Origin of the sequence: Corynebacterium sp. P4-C1, from assembly GCF_030503595.1 — a bacterium.
Classification (GTDB): domain Bacteria; phylum Actinomycetota; class Actinomycetes; order Mycobacteriales; family Mycobacteriaceae; genus Corynebacterium.
This window is the reverse complement of sequence record NZ_CP129966.1, coordinates 1271408-1288324: the sequence shown is the minus strand read 5'-3', so window position 1 is coordinate 1288324 and position 16917 is coordinate 1271408. Positions and strand designations below refer to the sequence as shown.

Here is a 16917-nt window from a genome sequence, read left to right as displayed (position 1 = left end):
ACACCGTGTGTACCGCTTAGTCTAGTTTGGGTGGGCCCCACTTAATCCGGGGTTGGAACACAGTTTCGAAAGAGTTATTCTGGGCGCGTGGATTTTCGCGGCGGAGAGGGCTTGTCCTGGTCGCGGCTGGAGCGCGTGCTCTCTGGTCGCCCCGGGCCCGCTCCTGTGCCTGTCGACCACACCCGCGCGCCCGCGCGCGAGCGCATTCCCCGCGGCAAGACCGCTGTCCCGTTCGCGGAGTTGCACGCCGTCTCGACGTACAGTTTCCTGTCGGATACCGGCGGCGCCAGCGAGCCCGAAGAGCTCGTCGCCCGGGCCCGGGAACTCGGCCTCTCCGCGCTCGGCGTGCTGGACAGGGATGGTTTCTACGGTGCCGTCAAATTCGCCGAGGCGGCCGCCGAAGCGGACATGCCCGCGGTATTCGGCGCCGAGCTCTCGCTTCTCGACGCCCCACCCCTTCCCCTCATCGCCCGCGGCCCCGAGGGGTACCGCCGCCTGTCCCGCCTGATGGCCCGCGCGCATATGGCGGGAGGGGTGAAAGGCGTGCTGCATTATCCTCCGCTGCCCGATATCGCCGCCGAGCTGGACGGCACCTGCATTGCCCTGGCCGGGTGGCGCTGGGCTGAGCGTATCGATGATCTGATCGAATATTTCAAAATAGACCGAGTGGTCAGGGAATTCGAAGTTTCCATGCTGCCCGAAGACTCTGACCGGCATGCGGCGCTGCGTGCCCACCCCGAGATCCCAGCCATTATCACTGCTGCTCCCGGGGCAGCTACCCGGGATCAGGCGAGGTTGGCGGGGGCGAAGAGGGCATTGGGGCGTCGTCAAGCAATTGCTTCTTCGTACCGCGACGTGCACCCGATGGGCGCGAACTGGCTGCGCTCCGGGGAGCAACTGTTGGCCATGGCCCCCGACTGTGCCGACGCCCTCGAATACACCGTGGAGCTGGCGGAACAGTGCGCGTTCACCCTCGACCTCGTCGTGCCGCGGCTGCCGCGCTTTCCCACGCCCGACGGCCACGACGAGATGAGCTGGCTGCGGCACCTCGTGGATAAACGCGGCCGCGAACGGTACGCCTCCCGTCCTGTCGACGTGCGCGAACGCGCCCGCGCCCAGATCGAGCACGAACTCCGCGTCATTGAGCAGCTCGGCTTTCCCGGCTATTTCTTGATCGTCGACGACCTCGTCTCGTTTTGTCGCGGGGCCAATATCCTGTGTCAGGGGCGCGGATCGGCGGCGAATTCCGCGGTGTGCTTCGCCCTCGGCATCACGAACGTGGAGCCGATCTCTGCCGGCCTGCTCTTCGAGCGCTTCCTCTCCCCGGACCGCGACGGCCCGCCCGACATCGACATCGACATCGAATCCGGCCGCCGCGAAGAGGTCATCCAGTACACCTATTCCACCTACGGGCGCGACAACGCCGCGCAGGTGGCCAACGTGATCACCTACCGCACCAAAGGTGCCGTCCGCGATGCCGCCCGCGCCCTCGGCTACCCGGCCGGCGCCGCCGACGCCTGGTCCAAAGGCCTCGCGTCCCCTCCCTCGCTCGTCGAGTCACTGGCCGCCCAACTGAAAGGCCAGCCCCGCCACCTGGGCATCCACTCCGGCGGCATGGTCATCTGCGACCGCCCCATCGCCGATGTCGTTCCGGTGGAGTGGGCGCGCATGGAAGGGCGCTCTGTCGTGCAGTGGGACAAGGACGACTGCGCTGCCGCCGGCCTGGTCAAATTCGACCTGCTGGGGCTCGGCATGCTCGAAGCGCTGCACCACATGATCGACCTCGTCCGCGAAACCACCGGGCGTGAGGTTCGTCTGTGGGAGCTCGATCTGGCTGATCCCAGCGTCTACGACATGCTCTGCCGCGCCGATGCCGTCGGCGTCTTCCAGGTGGAATCCCGCGCGCAGCTGAACACCCTGCCCCGGCTCAAACCCCGCCGGTTCTTCGACCTCGTCGTCGAAGTCGCGCTGATCAGGCCGGGGCCCATTCAGGGCGGCTCCGTCCACCCCTACCTGCGCCGGCGGGATGGTCTTGAGCCCGTCGAGTACGACCACCCCGTCCTCGAGCGCTCCCTGGGCAAGACCCTCGGCATCCCTCTGTTCCAGGAACAACTCATGCAGATCGCCGTCGACGCCGCAGGCTTCTCCGGCGCCGAGGCCGATTCCCTGCGCCGCGCCATGGGCTCCAAACGCTCGCCCGCCAAGATGGCCGCCCTGCGCCAACGGTTCTTCGACGGGTGCTGGGCCACCAACCGGATTAGCGAAGCGGTGGCCGACCGGTTGTGGCAGAAGATCGTCGCATTCGCCGCCTACGGGTTCCCCGAATCCCACTCCCAGTCGTTCGCGTCCTTGGTGTATTTTTCGGCCTGGTTCAAGCGCTACTACCCGGCGGAGTTCTGCGTCGGGCTGCTGCGCGCCCAGCCGATGGGCTTCTACTCGCCCCAGTCCCTGATCCAGGATGCCCGCCGCCACGGCATTGACGTGCTGCCTGTCAGCGTCAACGCCTCGGGCGTGGAGGCCCGCTGCATCGACTCTGGCACCATCCGCGTCGGGTTGAATCTGATCAAAGGGCTCGGCTCGAAGGCTGCAGAAAGGATTGAGATTGAGCAGGCATCCAGCGCTTTCACCGGAATCCCGGACCTGTCCCGCCGCGCCGACTTGTCGGTGGAGCACGTCGAGGCACTCGCGCGTGCGGGGGCGTTGGACTGCTTCGGGGTGGATCGTCGACAAGCTCTGTGGCAAGCGGGTGTCGCCGCCACCGAACGCGACGGCATGCTCCCCGGCCTGTCAGCTATCGACGCCCCCTCCCTGCCCGGCATGACCCCCTTCGAGCTCATGGCCACCGACATCGCCGCCACCGGCGTCACCCCGGGGCTCATGCCCATGGACATGCTGCGCGATTCCCTCCGCCGCGCCAACGTCCTAACCGCCGCCGACCTGAAACACGCCCCCGACGGCACCCGCGTCCGCGTCGCCGGTGTGGTCACGCACCGCCAGGCCCCACGCACCGCCGCCGGCGTCACCTTCCTCGGCATGGAAGATGAGACCGGCCTGACCAACATCATCATCCCCAAAGGCCTGTGGAACCGGCAGAAGATTCTCGCCCGCACCGCCAAAGCCCTCATCGTCCGCGGCAAAGTCGAGAACGCCTCCGGAGCCGTCAGCGTTCTCGCCGACAAGCTCGAGCCGCTGGAGATGGGGGAGTGGCTCACCCGCGGGTCCCGCGATTTCCGGTAGCGCGTGCTCGGGGCAGGTCTTAGAAGGAGGCGAGTCTGGTTGGCCCTTGCAGGCGGGTGGATCTACTTTGCATTCCCAAAGTGTGTCATTTCTTATAAGCCCATGTCAGGGGATTTTAACTATGCAGGGCAGAGGGCCCAAATGTAAAGCAGATCCACCGTAGTTCTCGCACTGGCGGCTCCCACTTCGTTCGCTGCGCCCGCCGCGCCGGTGCTGCCTGGAGCGTTCGCGGTGGTCGGTCTCTACCGACCGGTGAATCTGTTTACATGCCCCATGTGCGACATGTTTTATAAGGAAAGGTCATCGCGATTTCGGCATTTAGCAAGATCGTGCTGATGTAAACAGATTCACCCGTTGGTGCGTTCCAAATGTCTTTCTCAGCCTCAGGCAGAGGCCAGCTTTTGGGTCACGAGGGCATTGAGCGAGATCCCCTCATTTTCAGCTTCGTCAACGAGCTTCCGGTGGAGCGACGGTGAAATGCGGACATTGAACCGCCCGGAGAACTCACGCATCCCAAGCGGTTGTGGGACTGGATCGCCGCTTTCTAAAAGGTCCGCCAAAACCTCCTCGACGAGGGAAAGGATGCCTTTTTCGGCGGCGTCTCGGGAATCTTCCAGCCAGGACAGTGACGGGAACTCCCGGACCGTTGCAACGAACTGCTCGTCCTCCTGGGACCAGCCAACCTGATAGGTGTATTTGTCAGCGTTCATGTGAATTCTCCCTAAGATGGTCAATGGCGCTCAAAACTTGTCGAACCTGGTAAGGCTTGGCAGCACCACCTTTGTCCTGAATGTTTACCCGTGGGTCGCCGGGCCACGGAGTCTTATAGATGAAGTGCGAGCTACCGCGGTTTCTCGGCTCGCCGAAGTGGTGATTGCATACCTTCTTTAGCTCAGTGAACCGTATGTTAGATGGGTTCGAGCGCATCTTTCTCAAGATCTCTTGGATACTTGACCCTATGTCTAAATGGTACCAAATATAGTACCGTATCGTTTGTTTGATACCCAGAGGAGTTGAAACCCAGTGATCGCACTGTTCGCCACGGTCGCTGCGGTTCTCGGTCTCGTCATTGTGGCCACATCGGTGGGTGCTAACTCCGTGGGCTTCGCCATCACAGCCATTCTCCTCGGCTTCGGGCTCGCGCCTTTCGCCGGCGATTCTCTCGAGCGCCACGTCCCGCGCTCACTGTGGGATCGTTTGTCGCTCTCGCACAACGCTTATCGACGCCTCTCCCTCCCCTCTTCAACTCCCTTCTCTCCGCAGTCGGTTGGAACCGGCTGATCATCGCACTGCGCGACGAGCAATCCGGTGAATCTGACGCAAACAGGACAATCAGGAATTCACGGCCTGTCCAAGCGTCCGCCGCTGGCCACACGTGGGCGCTGCTGCTTCACATCGTCGCCGCTATCTGGGCAGGCATTGCCGGTGGATGGGTGGTGTCGCTGGTCCTCGTGCTCATCGGCGTGTTCGGCCACCTTTATCCAGTACTGCTGCAAGTCCGGGTGCTTACCCGCTGGCGGGAACTCGGGCGAATTTAAACCCCTAACCGCACTAGGTTCGATTCCACCCAACTGATCGGCTTGGATAATCTAAGCAGCGATGACTAGCAACAATATTCCGAAGGCAGCATCGCCCAACGACGTTCCGGCAGCCCCCAAGCCGCCCGCAGCGCCTGGGGCCCCCGCAGCGCCCCAGGCGCCAGGCGCTTCTGCTCCAAAGGCTCCCGCGGCGCCGAAGCCACCCGCCGCTCCCGCGGCGCCGGTAGCCCCGGCAGCGCCTAAGCCGCCAGCTGCTCCATCCGCGCCGGGTGCCGCTGTCCCCGCTCCGCCGGCCGCGGCAGCACCGAAGCCTCCCGCAGCACCCACCGCTGGCGCGCCGAAGCCTCCGGTGACACCGTCCGCACCTGGAAACGCGGCGCCGAAGCCGCCAACTGCGCCGAAACCGCCCGCTGCACCGGGAGCCTCCGCGCCCAAACCAGCCGCGGCACCGGCCGCGCCGGGCGGGGCTGCGCCGAAACCGCCAGCAGCTCCGGCCACACCGGGGAGCGCGAAGCCAACGGCCCCCGCAAAACCTGCGGCCGCAGCGAACCCCGCCCCTACAAAGCCGGACAACGCGGATAAACCTGCAGCGAAAAAACCGGAAGCCAAGACAGCGGCCACGAAGCCGGCAGCGAGCTCGCAAGGGGAGGGCAGCGGTTGGCGTCGATTAGCTGTGTTCGGCGTGTTGGGCGCAGTCGTGCTGTTGGCGCTGGCTATCATGGTGTCGAAGGCGTTTCTGGGAAGTGGTGCGGGACAGGACTTCCTGGCACGCTTCCCGGGTGAGAACCCCCTGCCGGAGAATGCACCGGTGGGGTTGCCTGCGTGGGTCGGCTGGTCGCACTTTTTCAATATGTTCTTGATGGCGTTGATCGTGAAGACGGGTTGGCAGGTGCGCACGCAGCGCAAACCGGACGCGTACTGGCGGCCGAAGCGCGGTGGGAAGAAGATCAGCCTGACGCTGTGGATCCACTTGATGCTGGATGTGCTGTGGATCGTCAACGGTGTGATCTTCGTTGTGCTTCTCGCAGTGACAGGCCAGTGGATGCGCGTGGTGCCGACGAGCTGGGAAGTGTTCCCGAATGCGCTGTCGGCGGGTCTGCAGTACCTGAGCCTGGATTGGCCCACGGAGAACGCGTGGGTGAATTACAACGCGTTGCAGCAGCTGGCGTACTTCGTCACGGTGTTCATCGCGGCGCCGCTGGCGATCGCGTCGGGCGTGCGAATGAGTTACTGGTGGAAGAACGAGTGGAAGACGGCGAATAAGATCTTCCCGGCGGCAGCGGCGCGCAAAATCCACTTCCCGGTGATGATCTACTTCCTCCTGTTCGTGGTTATCCACGTCGTGTTGGTTCTGGCCACGGGCGTGCTGCGCAATATGAACAACATGTACGCGGCGCGCGGGGATGTCGATCCGGGTGTGTACGCGGACAACTGGCTCGGTTTCATCATTTTCGCGGTCTCGCTTGCTGTGATCGCGGGCGCGTGGGTGGCCACGAAGCCGGCGGTGCTCGCGTCCGTGGCCCGCAAGTTCGGCGAGGTCACTGCGCGGTAGGGTAGCGCACATGGAGCAACCGTCCGAGCCGCGCCCGCCCGCCCGCGCTAGGCACGCACTTGACGACGCCCCCGCGCCCGCCCTGCCCACCTCCGCCTCCGCGATGAACCCGGTCTCCCGGAAGCTCATCGCGGCGCGCTACATCGCGCAGACGTTGTGGGCGCTCGTCATCGCGGGCAGCTCCCTCGCGTCGCAGTTATTACTCGGCGGATCGTGGTGGACCGGCGCGGTGGCCACGGGTGTGTGGTTTGTGTTCCAGGCCATCATGATCCCGCTGCGCGTGCGCAACCTTGGATGGTTGGAAACAGGCAATGAGCTGCTGATATCCAAAGGGAAGATGTTTCAGACGTTCACGGTGGTGCCTTACGGCCGCATCCAATTCGTGGACGTCACCACCGGGCCGTTCACGCGCCCGCTCGGCCTCAAAGGCGTCACGCTCCACACCGCGTCCGCCTCGACCGACGCGAAAATCCCCGGCCTCGAAGCGGCAGAGGCCGACGCATTGCGCGAGCGCCTCGCCGTCAACGCGCGCGAGCGGATGAGCGGCCTGTGACGAACCCCAACGCTTCCGCTTATCGACGCGTCCACCGCCTCACCCCCTTCCTCCGCGCCTGGGCTGTCGCCGCTGCATTGGCCACCCTTCTGGTCTTCAACTTCACCACCACTGTCCTCGAAGGCATTGAGCGCGGCACGGCGGAATCGTGGTCGACAACAGAGATCGCGCAGGTCGCCGGTGTGGTCGTGGCCGTCATTGCGTTTGCTCTCGGGCTGTCCCAATTCTGGTGGTCCCGTATCGGTTTTCGTCTCGGTGAGAACGAGGTGGAAATGCGCAGCGGGCTGATCAGCACCAAGGTCCGTGCCACCCGCTACATCCGCATTCAGGCGGTCGACGTCATCGAGCCTTTCGCGCCGCGCCTGTTCGGCCTCGCCGCAGTGCGTGTCGAGGCGGCTGGCGGATCAGATTCAGCGATCGAGATCGGCTATGTTCCGCGGGCTGAAGCAGATGAGCTCCGCCGCGAGCTGCTGCACCGCATCGCCGCACACAACCCCGCTGCGGAGATGCCCCTGGATGAAAGCACCGAGACCACTGGAACTTCGGAGCCCGCCCTGATCCCCGCGATCCCGGTCACCCGCTCTCTCGCGGGCGCGGCGCTGCGCCTGTCCACGGTGTTTACTGTCGCCATGTCGCTGTTGCCGGTGCTCACTGAGGTGACGTTGGCGGTGGTTGTCCCGGCGTTGGTCGGCTTCATCCCGCAGATCTGGCAGCAGATCGACCAGTCTTGGCGCTACACGGCGACGTTGGACGGGGAGGTTATGCACCTGTCGTACGGGCTGGCCAACCGCCGCAGCCAGGCGGTGCCGCTCGACCGCGTTCACGCGATCAGGGTGTCCCAGCCGATGCTGTGGCGGCCGTTCGGGTGGTGGGCTGTGGCGGTGAATATCGCCGGCTACGGGCGCGAATCCAATAAACAGTCGGGCACGTCGCGTCTCTTGCCGGTCGGATCCTACGACCAGGCAGTGGCACTGGTTGCCGCGATCAGCCCCCTTACTCCAGAGCACGTCACCACGCCCGAATGGGATCTCCGCTCACCGAAGCGCGCACGTATTCCGTCGCCTCTCGACGCCTCCCGTCAAGCCCTGTCCATCCGCCCCGCCCCCGACCAGAGCACATGGGCCACCACTAGCCACGGATTGCTCAACCGGCGGCGTGAATTCATCGATGTCTCCCACATCCAGGAGATTACGTACCGCCAGGGGCCGGTGCAGCGCATGATGGATCTGGCGCACGTCCGTTTCGACCTCGTGCCGGGACCGGTGAAGATGAAGGCGCGCGATCTGGATACCGCGGATGCGTGGGCGGTGGTCGCCGAGCTGAGCGCCCGCGAGCTCCCGCCTCTTACTGGGCCGGAAGGGGGAAGGGGCCGGGGTTGAACGGCTTCACACTCCGCCAGGAAAGCCGAGCTGACGCCACGCTTCGTAGGTGGCCACGGCCGCAGAGTTGGAGAGATTCATGGACCGGCGTCCGGGCAGCATCGGGATCCGGATCCGGTCGGTGACGCGCTCGTGGTGGGAGTGCTCTCGGGGAAGGCCGGTCGGTTCGGTGCCGAACAGTAAAGCGTCGCCGGGCTGGAAGGCCACGTCGGTGTAGTGACGGGTGGCTTGGGTGGTGAAGGCGAAGATGCGGGCGTCGATAAGCGATGCGAAGCAAGCGTCGATGTCGTCGTGGACCTCGACGTGCGCGAGGTCGTGGTAGTCGAGCCCCGAGCGGCGGAGGTGCTTATCGTCGAGCGAAAAACCCAAGGGGTGGACGAGGTGCAGCGCGGCGCCCGTGCCCGCGCACATGCGGATCGCGTTTCCGGTGTTCGGCGGAATGACGGGATTGTCGAAGATCACGTGGAGCACGCGCCCAAGTCTAAGATGGTGCGCGTGACTGCGATCAAATTGGACGGAAAACTCTACCGCGAGGAGATTTTCGCGGACCTTGCCAAGCGGGTCGAGGACCTCAAGGAGAAAGGCATCACGCCGGGCCTGGCCACGGTGCTTGTCGGCGAGGACCCAGCCAGCCAGAACTACGTGCGCATGAAGCACAAGGATTGCGAACAGCTGGGCATCGCGTCGATCATGAAGGAGCTGCCGGAAGACACGACGCAAGAAGAGCTCGATGCGGTGATCGAGGAGCTGAATAACGACGACGCCGTCACCGGCTACATCGTGCAGCTGCCGCTTCCGAAGCACCTGGATGAGAACCGTGTGCTGGGGCTGATTGACCCAGACAAGGATGCCGACGGCCTCCACCCGGTCAACCTGGGCCGGCTGGTGCTCAACGAGCCCGCCCCGTTGCCGTGCACCCCGAACGGCTCGCTGGCGCTGCTGCAGCGCTTCGGGGTGGAGCTGGATGGCGCGATCGTGTGCGTCATCGGCCGTGGTGTGACCGTCGGCCGCCCGATCTCCCTCATGCTGACTAAGCGCGACATCAACGCTACCGCGGTGCTGTGCCACACCGGCACGAAGGACTTGGCCGCTGAGACCCGCCGCGCCGACGTCATCATCGCCGCTGCCGGCAAGCCCCACATGATCACCGCCGACATGGTCAAAGAAGGTGCGGCAGTGCTCGACGTGGGCGTTTCGCGTGTCGACGGCAAGACCACCGGCGATGTCCACCCAGACGTCTGGGAGAAGGCCGGCTGGGTCTCTCCGAACCCGGGTGGTGTCGGCCCCATGACCCGCACGTTCCTGGTGCGCAATATCGTCGAGAGGGCCGAGCGGCTTGCCGACGCCAACTAGTCCGCGTCCTAGCGCGGAGCCTCATGACGGGAGCGGATCAACCGCGGTGAAAGGCCTCGTGCCGCCGAGCCTGGACAACCCCCACGACATTGGCGCCCCGCCGTCCCGTCTGCCGCGCCGTGTGCAGCAGCTCATGGTGGGGCTCTTCGTCGTCGGATTCGTGGTCGCGACCGGGTTCGCGGTGACGGAGCACTGGCGCCGCGCCTGCTTTATGCTGGGCGTCGCGATGCTGTGGCTCACTGCCTGCCGCCTCACCTGCGACTCCCAGGTCATGGGCCTGCTCGCTGTGCGCTCCCGGCGCTTCGACGCCATATTCACCACCGCCACCGGCGCCGCGCTGGTGTGGCTCGCCGTGTCCGTGGATGCGCTGGGGAGCTAGCGTGACTTCGCGTAGAACGCGGGAAGCCTATTCATCTGTGGCGGGCACGTACATCGAGCTCTTAGGGAGCATCGATTCGGTTGAAGAGGCGGATAAATCCTTCATATCGGAAGGATTTGAAGGAGTCGCGGATGTTCTCGATGTAGGCTGCGGGCCAGGTCATCTGACCGCGTACCTCAGCGGATTAGGGCATCAAGCTGCTGGGATAGATCTTGTTCCCGAGTTCGTGAATCATGCACGCAGTACGTATCCGGGCACCGACTTTTCGGTAGCTGACATTGCGAGTTTCAGCACAGAGACCAAAAGAGTAGACGGGGTGCTTGCTTGGTATTCGTTGATCCACATGTCACCGGGTGAGATGGCCAAGGCGTTGCAAAGAATCTCTGAGATCCTCGTTCCGGGAGGAGTACTCATTTATGGTGGCTTTCTTGCGCCTTCCCGCACGCTTTTCGATCACCGAGTCACCGCGGCGACGGCTTACTCGGAGGACGAAATCAAACGTCTTATTGAAAACGCCGGCTTTCGGATACGCAGATCGGAAACTCGTCCCGAGACCGCAACGAAGCGAGCACATATCGCTGTCGCCGCTGTGCGTACCTAGAGGTGGGTGGATGCATTCGGACAGAATCTTTGCCCATCTAAGCATGGGAACCAGGTGGTAACCTATTCCCATGGAAGCGACGATTGACTCTGGCGGACGGATTCTGCTGCCCAAAGCCTTGCGCGATTCCCTCGGTCTCACACCTGGTTCGACCGTGGATGTTTCAGCGTACGGGGGCGGAATCACCATCATCCCCGGTGGTCGGACGGCCGAAGTTATCGAGTCGGAGGACGGTCGTTTGATCGGGCGTGGCTCAAAGCCAATCACTGAAGAGGACATCCTGGCGCTCATTGATGCAGGACGAATGTAATGGGCGTAATCGCGCTCGACACAAGTGCGGCAGTTCCTTTGCTCTTGCAAAATCACAGCAGTCATGAACGATTACAGCGTTGGTCGAGGGGGAAGAATCTCGCTCTCTGCGCGCACTCTCTCGCAGAGACATATTCGGTGTTGACCAGATTGCCTGGCGATAGCCGGTTCACGGAAGCCGACGCGGTGAGAGTCATAGACGGGACATTTGAGAGCGTTCTCTCCTTACCGGAAGCCGCTTCACGGGAGGTGCACCGCCGTTTAGCTAGTGCCGGAATCAAGGGCGGTGCAGTCTACGACGGTCTCATCGCGCTTACTGTGCTGGAGAACGAGGCGTCATTAGCCAGCTTGGACAAGCGTGCGTACACGAATTATTTTGCTCTCGGAGTGACGCTTGAACTCATTCCGTAGCAGCTGAATCTCGTAGGTTCTGCACTGCCAGTCCGGGTCGCGGACGGTGAAGGTAATCTGTGCGGTCTGGATGCCGATCTGCGATGCGGGCCGCGGTCGTCCGTCTCTTTCAGTGGGGGATACGCTGACAGCCATGGAACCAGTTCTTGTTCTCGCTGATATCCACCTCGGGCGCAAGCAGAAAGACGACAAAAAGATTGGTCCCGGCATCGAGTGGGCATTGAGTGCCCTCGACCGCGGCGCCGAGGCGCGCGCCGGGCACATGGTGATGCTGGGTGATGTCATCGACCGCAAGCGGTTCACCGAGCGCACCTACGCCGAGGTGACGCAGTTCTTTGAACGCGGTCTCGAGCTCTTCGACTCGGTCATGTTCATCTCCGGCAATCACGATGTGAGCCACGACTTAAAAGGCGTCATCCCCGAAGGCGTCACCGTCGCGGGAATTAAGCCCCAGACCATCTGGGCGGGGCAGTGGGCACTGCACACGGCCGCGGTCGAGGTGAATCGCGATCCGCGCAGGCTTGTGCCCGACTTCCCCGCAGCGGTGGACGGTGTGCCGAATCTGGGGCTTCTGCACAGCTCGGTCAGCGGCGAGTACGTGAAGAACGAATGCTTGCCCTGCACAGTGGACGAGATGACGTCGTGCGGCTACGACGCCTGGCTTCTCGGGCACGTCCACGAGCGCGTGGTGTTGTCCACGGACCCGTTCATCGGCTGGGTGGGTATGGGCAAAGCGCTCATCGCATCGTTTGATGGCGGAAGGGTCACTATCAGTGACGCTCTCGAACTGTGCGCCTAACTGTGTGCGGAGCCACATTTATTGCATTAACCTCGAGTCGTGTTTGGACGCAAGAAGAAAAAGAATAAGAAAAAGGGCAAGTTTTCTCTTCGTGCCTCCGTGATCTTGGGGCTGACTAACAACTACGAGGAGTTCATGGAGTGGTCGGTCGATCCTTCTGAAGGGGACTTCAGCCATGTTGAAACGGGGTCACTCCCTGTTGAGGTAGGCCTCGGTATTTCGCTCATGATGCCGTTCGGTGAAAGTGAACCGACAGCGGCGGATGCGCCTCCAAAAGTCGTGGCAGCACAGAGCACGCCGGAGGACCAAGAGATGTTCGCGATGATCTCCACGATGTTGGAACAGCAGTGGGGCATCACGTCCAGCGATGAGCTGTTGGAAACGGTGTCCATTCTGTTGTCCAACCCGGTAGACGATGAATACGTCGCGCTGCGCCCCTACATACAGCAGCTTGCAGGTCGACCTGTGAAGGAACGCGACGATGCGGCCCCGCAAATCATAGAAATGGCGGTGGCTGACTTCCAGCAAACTGAGATTCCAGAAGATGTCGTTCGAGAGGACCTCGGAAACTGGCTGGATCTGTACACCCAAGAACACAGCGAGAAACTGATCCCGCAGAAGCTTCCGAGCACCCTTGCCGGCTGGGAAATCGGACGCGCTGCCCGCGTTGCCCGAATGGGCTACATGCTGGGGATGATCGACCTGGACCAGTACTTGAATATTTCCTCAACCGCGCTTGCTCTCACCAGGGAATTTTCGGAAAGTTGGCGCGACCACGTGGACCAGTTCCTTCTCGGCCGCGCGAAGTGGCAGGAGATTCTCGATGAAGACACCCTGGACCACCGCGACATGATGCATGTGCGATTGCAGCACCCTAATTCAATGTGGTTCAAGTACCCGCTGCACGGCGACTACAGGACTGAGCCGAACACCTAGGTCCGCGCATACGCGCTGCTCGTGGGCTAAATCTCGTAGTTGCCGCGCTGCTTGGCCAGATCCGTCGCCGAAGGGGTCTGGTCGGCGAGTGTGATGAAGTTGCGCAGGATGTGGCCCATCTGGCGGGTCTCCACCAGGAAGGCGTCGTGGCCGACGGGGGAGACGATCTTGTTCATGGCCAGGAGGTTGCCGATATTGCGGGACAGGTGCTCCTGCTGGTGGAACGGGTAGAGGATGTCGGTGTCCACGCCGACGACCATGGTAGGAACACTGATCTGCGCCAGCGCGCGGTTGAGTCCGCCGCGGCCGCGGCCGATGTCGTGGCGGGATAAGGACTCGGTGATGGTGACATACGAGCCGGCATCGAAACGCGCGACGAGCTGCTCGCCTTGGTGGTCGAGGTAGCTCTGCACGGCGAAGCGTTGGTGCTCGTCGCGGAAGGCGCCAAGAGGATTCTCGCCGGGCTGGGCCATGGTGCCGAAGCGCTCGTCGATTTCCTGTTCGCCGCGGTAGGTCAGGTGCGCGATGCGGCGGGCGGCGGCCAGTCCCGCGTCGGGGGTGCGGTCGGTGCCGTGGTAGTCGCCGTCCTGCCAATCCGGGTCGCGGATGATGGAGGTGATCTGGGCGGTCTGGATGCCGATCTGCCAGGCCGATGCGCGTGCGGACATAGCGATCACGCAGGCGTAATTCGCCCAATCCGGGTACATGAGCGTCCATTCCAGCGCCCGGGCCCCGCCCATGGAGCCGCCGATTACGGCGTGCATGCTGTTGACCCCGATGGTCTCCAGGAACTGCGCTTCGGCCCGAACCTGGTCGCGGATGGAGATGGCGGGGAAGCGCGAACCCCACGCACCGCCTTCGGGGTGTTCGCTCGAGGGGCCGGTGGAGCCGGAGCAGCCGCCGAGGACATTCGTGCACAGAACGCAGAAACGGTCGGTGTCCAGGGGCGCGCCGGGGCCAATCAAGCCCTCCCACCATGTGGCGGCGTCGGAGTCGCCGGTCAGGGCGTGCTCGACCAGGATGAGGTTGTTGCGGCCGTGGGGGTCGCCGGTGAAGGCGCCCCAACGTCGATAAGCGATGCGCACGTCGCGGAGTGTGGCGCCGGCCTCTGTGCGCACGTCGCCGATCGGCTGGGTGGTCAGCTCGCCTTCGGGTGGGAGAGTGATCATGCGATCGCCGCGAAGCCCCGGTCGAGGTCGGCGATGATGTCGTCGACGGATTCGATGCCCACCGACAGGCGGATCGTCGCCTGCGTGATGCCTGCGCGCTTGAGGCCGGCCTCGTTGGACTGCGAGTGCGTCGTCGTCGCTGGGTGGACGACGAGCGAGCGGACATCGCCGATATTCGCCAGGTTGGAGTGCAGTTTCAGCGCGTCGATGAACGCCCACGCCTTCGTCTTGTCGGCCGGGTCGCCCGCGAGATCGAAGGACAGCACGGAACCGGTGTACTTCAGGCCGAGCTTTTCCTTCGTCGCGTAGTGCGGGGAATCCGGCAGGCCCGCGAAATTCACGTGCGCGACCTCGTCCTTCGCGGCCAGGTATTCAGCGACCTTCAGCGCATTCGCGTTGTGCTTATCGACGCGCAGCCCCAACGTATCCATCCCCTGCAGCGCCACCCAGGCGTTGAACGGCGAAATCGCTGCGCCAGTGTCGCGGAGAATGCCGGCGCGGGCCTTCACCGCGAAGGCCGGTGCGCCCAAGTCGGCGTAGACGAGACCGTGGTAGGCGGGGTCAGGATTGACGAAGTACGGGAAGACGGGCTTGCCGCCGCGGGTGACGGTCCAGTCGAAGGAGCCGCCGTCGATGAGCGCGCCGCCGAGCGCTGCGCCATTGCCGGTGTAGAACTTCGTGGTGGACACGACGACGATGTCCGCGCCCAGCTCAAGCGGGCGGACCAGCGCCGCCGTGGCCATAGTGTTGTCCACGATCAACGGCACTTGGTTGCTGTGCGCGACCTCCGCGACCGCCGGGATGTCCAGTACGTCGGCGATCGGGTTGCCGAAGGTCTCGCCGTAGAGCGCCTTCGTATTCGGCTTGACTTCCGCCTGCCAGCTGGCCGGGTCATCCGGGTTGTCCACGAAGCTGACCTCGACGCCCAGGCGGGGGAGCGTGACCTCGAAGAGTGTCTCCGTGCCGCCGTACAGGCGCGGGGAGGTGACGATGTGGTCGCCCGCGCTCGCCAGGTTCGTGATTGCCGCGGTCTCCGCCGCCATGCCCGAAGAGAACGCCACAGCCGCGACGCCGCCTTCCAGTGATGCGAGTCGGTTCTCCAGCGCTTCCTGGGTCGGGTTGGTGATGCGCGAGTAGATCGGGCCCGGATCCGCCAGCGCGAAGCGGTCCTGCGCGTGCTGCGTATCGTTGAACACGTAGGACGTCGTCATATAAATCGGCTGGTTGCGCGCACCGGCCCCGTTGTCGACGCTCTGTCCCGCGTGGATCGCGCGGGTGTCGAAGGACCAGTCGCCTGCAGCGCTGTTGTCGTAGCGGGGCGCAGTCTGGGGATTATGGGGAGTGGTCTCGTTTGTCATGGCACCAAGCTAGGAGCCGCGGGCGGGGCCTGCAAGCACTTTTCCTTGACTGATCCGGGCCGGATCGGCAAAAAGCGGACCAAGCTGTCTATTTGCCGGTGCTGGCTGGTCGGACATTGTGAATCTAATTCCGCCGCGGAACCGGTTGGCGGGCAGTGGAGTCTAAGAGGGTATGGGGGTAGATAAAGAAAACCAGGATGAACTAAAGAAATGGGAAATGAGGAAGGGGGAGTTGAGGGAGGGGATCGTCGATAGGCGGAAGAACGCGGCGCGTGAAGATCTTCACGGCGATTTTGAGGAGCTTGCGGCGCTAATCCATTACCCGCGTGAACTTTGGGAGGAACTCAAATATCACGAACAGCAGTGGTTGCGCGTCGAAGCCGCCGCCATGGTGAGCACCACCGCCATTCTGACGGGACGGTCCGCCGCACGGAAGCTCGGAATATGGGTGGTAGCCAGCACCGAGGAGAAGGTCGAAGTGAGTCTCCCGTCGCGCGGAGTTTCACGCAGCCGGAAGGCCTCGGGAAACTACGAATTTCGGCATTCGCATATCCAGCCGAGTGACGTGGTGATGTACGAGGGGCATCCAGTCACCAGGCCCATCCGTACATTCATCGATATCGCCCGTCACCACGGCTTCCTCGAAGGCCTTATCGCCGCCGACTACCTTCTACGCCGCGGAATCGAACGTTCCGAGATCCTGCGTGGAATCCAGCGAATGGGGCGCGCCAAGGGGATGAAGATTGCCCGCCGGTGCCTTGAACATGCCATCCCGGACGCTGATTCGCCCTACGAATCACTCGCTCGGGGGCTCCTCATCGAAGCCGGTATCGAGCCTGTACAAGCCCAGTACAAAATCGGTGCATACTACGTTGACCTACTCATCGGCAGCTGGCTTGTGATCGAAATCGACGGAGGAAAGAAATACTCCGGGCCCGATGCCGAGAAAGTTCGCCAGAGCGAATTCAACCGACAAAAATTCATCGGAAACCGTGGATACGTGTTCCTCCGCTACGCGCCCTGGTTCGTGCGTAAGCACCCCGACCGGTTCCTCGCCGAGGTTCGCCAGACACTGGCGGCCAGTGGGCTCATTAGGGAACGGTTGGCGCAGTAGGACGGGCTAGGAGGGGGCGGCGGGGTGTGGCGTCGGATGCGGCGTCGCAGATCTGGGCTCTACCTATTAACTCCAGTTAACTCCAGCTGTAAACCCCTGCCAGATGTTAACCCCAAAACTTAGTTACCCCAGGTGGCGCATTGTCATCTGATTTTCGGCGACCAGGGGAAACTAAGTTTTAGGGTTAACATCAAGTGTTCGGCTGATTTTCAGCAGATCACCCCGCCCC

18 protein-coding genes are annotated in these 16917 nt (G+C 63.3%); 13 read left to right on the top strand and 5 right to left on the bottom strand.

Features of this window, described 5'->3' with window-relative positions:
* The first annotated feature begins 87 nt into the window (after nucleotides 1–87).
* Complete coding sequence (locus QYR03_RS06045; RefSeq protein WP_259849931.1) at nucleotides 88–3237, top strand: error-prone DNA polymerase; 3150 nt, start codon at nucleotides 88–90, stop codon at nucleotides 3235–3237.
* Nucleotides 3238–3620: 383 nt separating this feature from the next.
* On the opposite strand, the gene QYR03_RS06040 is transcribed toward QYR03_RS06045, so the two are convergent.
* Entirely contained in the window at nucleotides 3621–3947 is a 327-nt protein-coding gene (locus QYR03_RS06040) for a type II toxin-antitoxin system HicB family antitoxin (protein ID WP_076599187.1), read from the bottom strand.
* A 313-nt stretch (nucleotides 3948–4260) separates the two neighbouring features.
* Here QYR03_RS06040 and QYR03_RS06030 point away from each other — a divergent pair, with 313 nt between their 5' ends.
* Nucleotides 4261–4518, top strand: a complete 258-nt coding sequence (locus QYR03_RS06030; RefSeq protein WP_259850070.1) for a hypothetical protein — start codon at nucleotides 4261–4263, stop codon at nucleotides 4516–4518.
* Nucleotides 4519–4826: 308 nt separating this feature from the next.
* Here QYR03_RS06030 and QYR03_RS06020 read toward each other — a convergent pair whose 3' ends face one another.
* Entirely contained in the window at nucleotides 4827–5273 is a 447-nt protein-coding gene (locus QYR03_RS06020) for a hypothetical protein (protein ID WP_301713366.1), read from the bottom strand.
* Between the two features lie 175 nt (nucleotides 5274–5448).
* Here QYR03_RS06020 and QYR03_RS06015 point away from each other — a divergent pair, with 175 nt between their 5' ends.
* From QYR03_RS06015 to QYR03_RS06005, 3 genes are all read left to right on the top strand, one after another.
* Nucleotides 5449–6327: a cytochrome b/b6 domain-containing protein gene (locus QYR03_RS06015; protein ID WP_259849925.1), complete on the top strand. Its 879-nt coding sequence runs from the start codon at nucleotides 5449–5451 to the stop codon at nucleotides 6325–6327.
* Nucleotides 6328–6430: 103 nt separating this feature from the next.
* Complete coding sequence (locus tag QYR03_RS06010; RefSeq protein ID WP_259850061.1) at nucleotides 6431–6880, top strand: PH domain-containing protein; 450 nt, start codon at nucleotides 6431–6433, stop codon at nucleotides 6878–6880.
* The gene (locus QYR03_RS06005) at nucleotides 6877–8259 is read left to right on the top strand and encodes a PH domain-containing protein (protein WP_259849923.1); all 1383 of its coding nucleotides are present in this window, start codon (nucleotides 6877–6879) and stop codon (nucleotides 8257–8259) included. Before QYR03_RS06010 ends, QYR03_RS06005 begins: the two co-directional genes overlap by 4 nt.
* 6 nt (nucleotides 8260–8265) lie before the next feature.
* Here the strand turns inward: QYR03_RS06005 and QYR03_RS06000 are convergent, their stop codons facing one another.
* Nucleotides 8266–8670, bottom strand: coding sequence for a tRNA (cytidine(34)-2'-O)-methyltransferase (locus QYR03_RS06000; RefSeq protein WP_259850059.1), 405 nt, complete (start codon nucleotides 8668–8670; stop codon nucleotides 8266–8268).
* 84 nt (nucleotides 8671–8754) lie between these two features.
* Between QYR03_RS06000 and QYR03_RS05995 the strand changes: the two genes are divergently transcribed.
* From QYR03_RS05995 to QYR03_RS05965, 7 genes are all read left to right on the top strand, one after another.
* Nucleotides 8755–9612, top strand: coding sequence for a bifunctional methylenetetrahydrofolate dehydrogenase/methenyltetrahydrofolate cyclohydrolase (locus tag QYR03_RS05995; protein ID WP_259849916.1), 858 nt, complete (start codon nucleotides 8755–8757; stop codon nucleotides 9610–9612).
* Nucleotides 9613–9670: 58 nt separating this feature from the next.
* Nucleotides 9671–9991 (top strand): DUF3017 domain-containing protein, encoded by a 321-nt coding sequence (locus tag QYR03_RS05990; protein ID WP_259849914.1) that lies wholly within the window; start codon nucleotides 9671–9673, stop codon nucleotides 9989–9991.
* A 37-nt stretch (nucleotides 9992–10028) separates the two neighbouring features.
* Nucleotides 10029–10592, top strand: a complete 564-nt coding sequence (locus QYR03_RS05985) for a trans-aconitate 2-methyltransferase (RefSeq protein ID WP_259849912.1) — start codon at nucleotides 10029–10031, stop codon at nucleotides 10590–10592.
* A gap of 70 nt (nucleotides 10593–10662) precedes the next feature.
* Nucleotides 10663–10902: an AbrB/MazE/SpoVT family DNA-binding domain-containing protein gene (locus QYR03_RS05980; protein WP_259849910.1), complete on the top strand. Its 240-nt coding sequence runs from the start codon at nucleotides 10663–10665 to the stop codon at nucleotides 10900–10902.
* Nucleotides 10902–11312, top strand: coding sequence for a PIN domain-containing protein (locus tag QYR03_RS05975; protein ID WP_259849908.1), 411 nt, complete (start codon nucleotides 10902–10904; stop codon nucleotides 11310–11312). The genes QYR03_RS05980 and QYR03_RS05975 overlap by 1 nt, the downstream gene beginning before the upstream one ends.
* A 133-nt stretch (nucleotides 11313–11445) precedes the next feature.
* Entirely contained in the window at nucleotides 11446–12111 is a 666-nt protein-coding gene (locus QYR03_RS05970; RefSeq protein ID WP_259849906.1) for a metallophosphoesterase, read from the top strand.
* 39 nt (nucleotides 12112–12150) lie between these two features.
* A complete protein-coding gene (locus QYR03_RS05965) occupies nucleotides 12151–13047 on the top strand; it encodes a DUF1266 domain-containing protein (protein WP_259849904.1) in 897 nt (298 codons plus the stop codon).
* Nucleotides 13048–13073: 26 nt separating this feature from the next.
* Here QYR03_RS05965 and QYR03_RS05960 read toward each other — a convergent pair whose 3' ends face one another.
* Together QYR03_RS05960 and QYR03_RS05955 are read right to left on the bottom strand one after the other, a co-directional pair.
* A complete protein-coding gene (locus tag QYR03_RS05960) occupies nucleotides 13074–14216 on the bottom strand; it encodes a homoserine O-acetyltransferase (protein ID WP_259849902.1) in 1143 nt (380 codons plus the stop codon).
* Entirely contained in the window at nucleotides 14213–15574 is a 1362-nt protein-coding gene (locus QYR03_RS05955) for an O-acetylhomoserine/O-acetylserine sulfhydrylase (protein WP_301713160.1), read from the bottom strand. Before QYR03_RS05955 ends, QYR03_RS05960 begins: the two co-directional genes overlap by 4 nt.
* A 172-nt stretch (nucleotides 15575–15746) precedes the next feature.
* Here QYR03_RS05955 and QYR03_RS05950 point away from each other — a divergent pair, with 172 nt between their 5' ends.
* Nucleotides 15747–16688 (top strand): DUF559 domain-containing protein, encoded by a 942-nt coding sequence (locus tag QYR03_RS05950; RefSeq protein ID WP_259849898.1) that lies wholly within the window; start codon nucleotides 15747–15749, stop codon nucleotides 16686–16688.
* Nucleotides 16689–16917: the final 229 nt, after the last annotated feature.

Coding starts and splice junctions, on each gene's coding strand:
- QYR03_RS06040 (WP_076599187.1), bottom strand. CDS start 3,947: ATGAACGCTGACAAATACACCTATCAGGTTGGCTGGTCCCAGGAGGAC.
- QYR03_RS06010 (WP_259850061.1), top strand. CDS start 6,431: ATGAACCCGGTCTCCCGGAAGCTCATCGCGGCGCGCTACATCGCGCAG.
- QYR03_RS06000 (WP_259850059.1), bottom strand. CDS start 8,670: ATGTGCGCGGGCACGGGCGCCGCGCTGCACCTCGTCCACCCCTTGGGT.
- QYR03_RS05980 (WP_259849910.1), top strand. CDS start 10,663: ATGGAAGCGACGATTGACTCTGGCGGACGGATTCTGCTGCCCAAAGCC.
- QYR03_RS05975 (WP_259849908.1), top strand. CDS start 10,902: ATGGGCGTAATCGCGCTCGACACAAGTGCGGCAGTTCCTTTGCTCTTG.
- QYR03_RS05970 (WP_259849906.1), top strand. CDS start 11,446: ATGGAACCAGTTCTTGTTCTCGCTGATATCCACCTCGGGCGCAAGCAG.
- QYR03_RS05960 (WP_259849902.1), bottom strand. CDS start 14,216: ATGATCACTCTCCCACCCGAAGGCGAGCTGACCACCCAGCCGATCGGC.
- QYR03_RS05955 (WP_301713160.1), bottom strand. CDS start 15,574: ATGACAAACGAGACCACTCCCCATAATCCCCAGACTGCGCCCCGCTAC.
- QYR03_RS05950 (WP_259849898.1), top strand. CDS start 15,747: ATGGGGGTAGATAAAGAAAACCAGGATGAACTAAAGAAATGGGAAATG.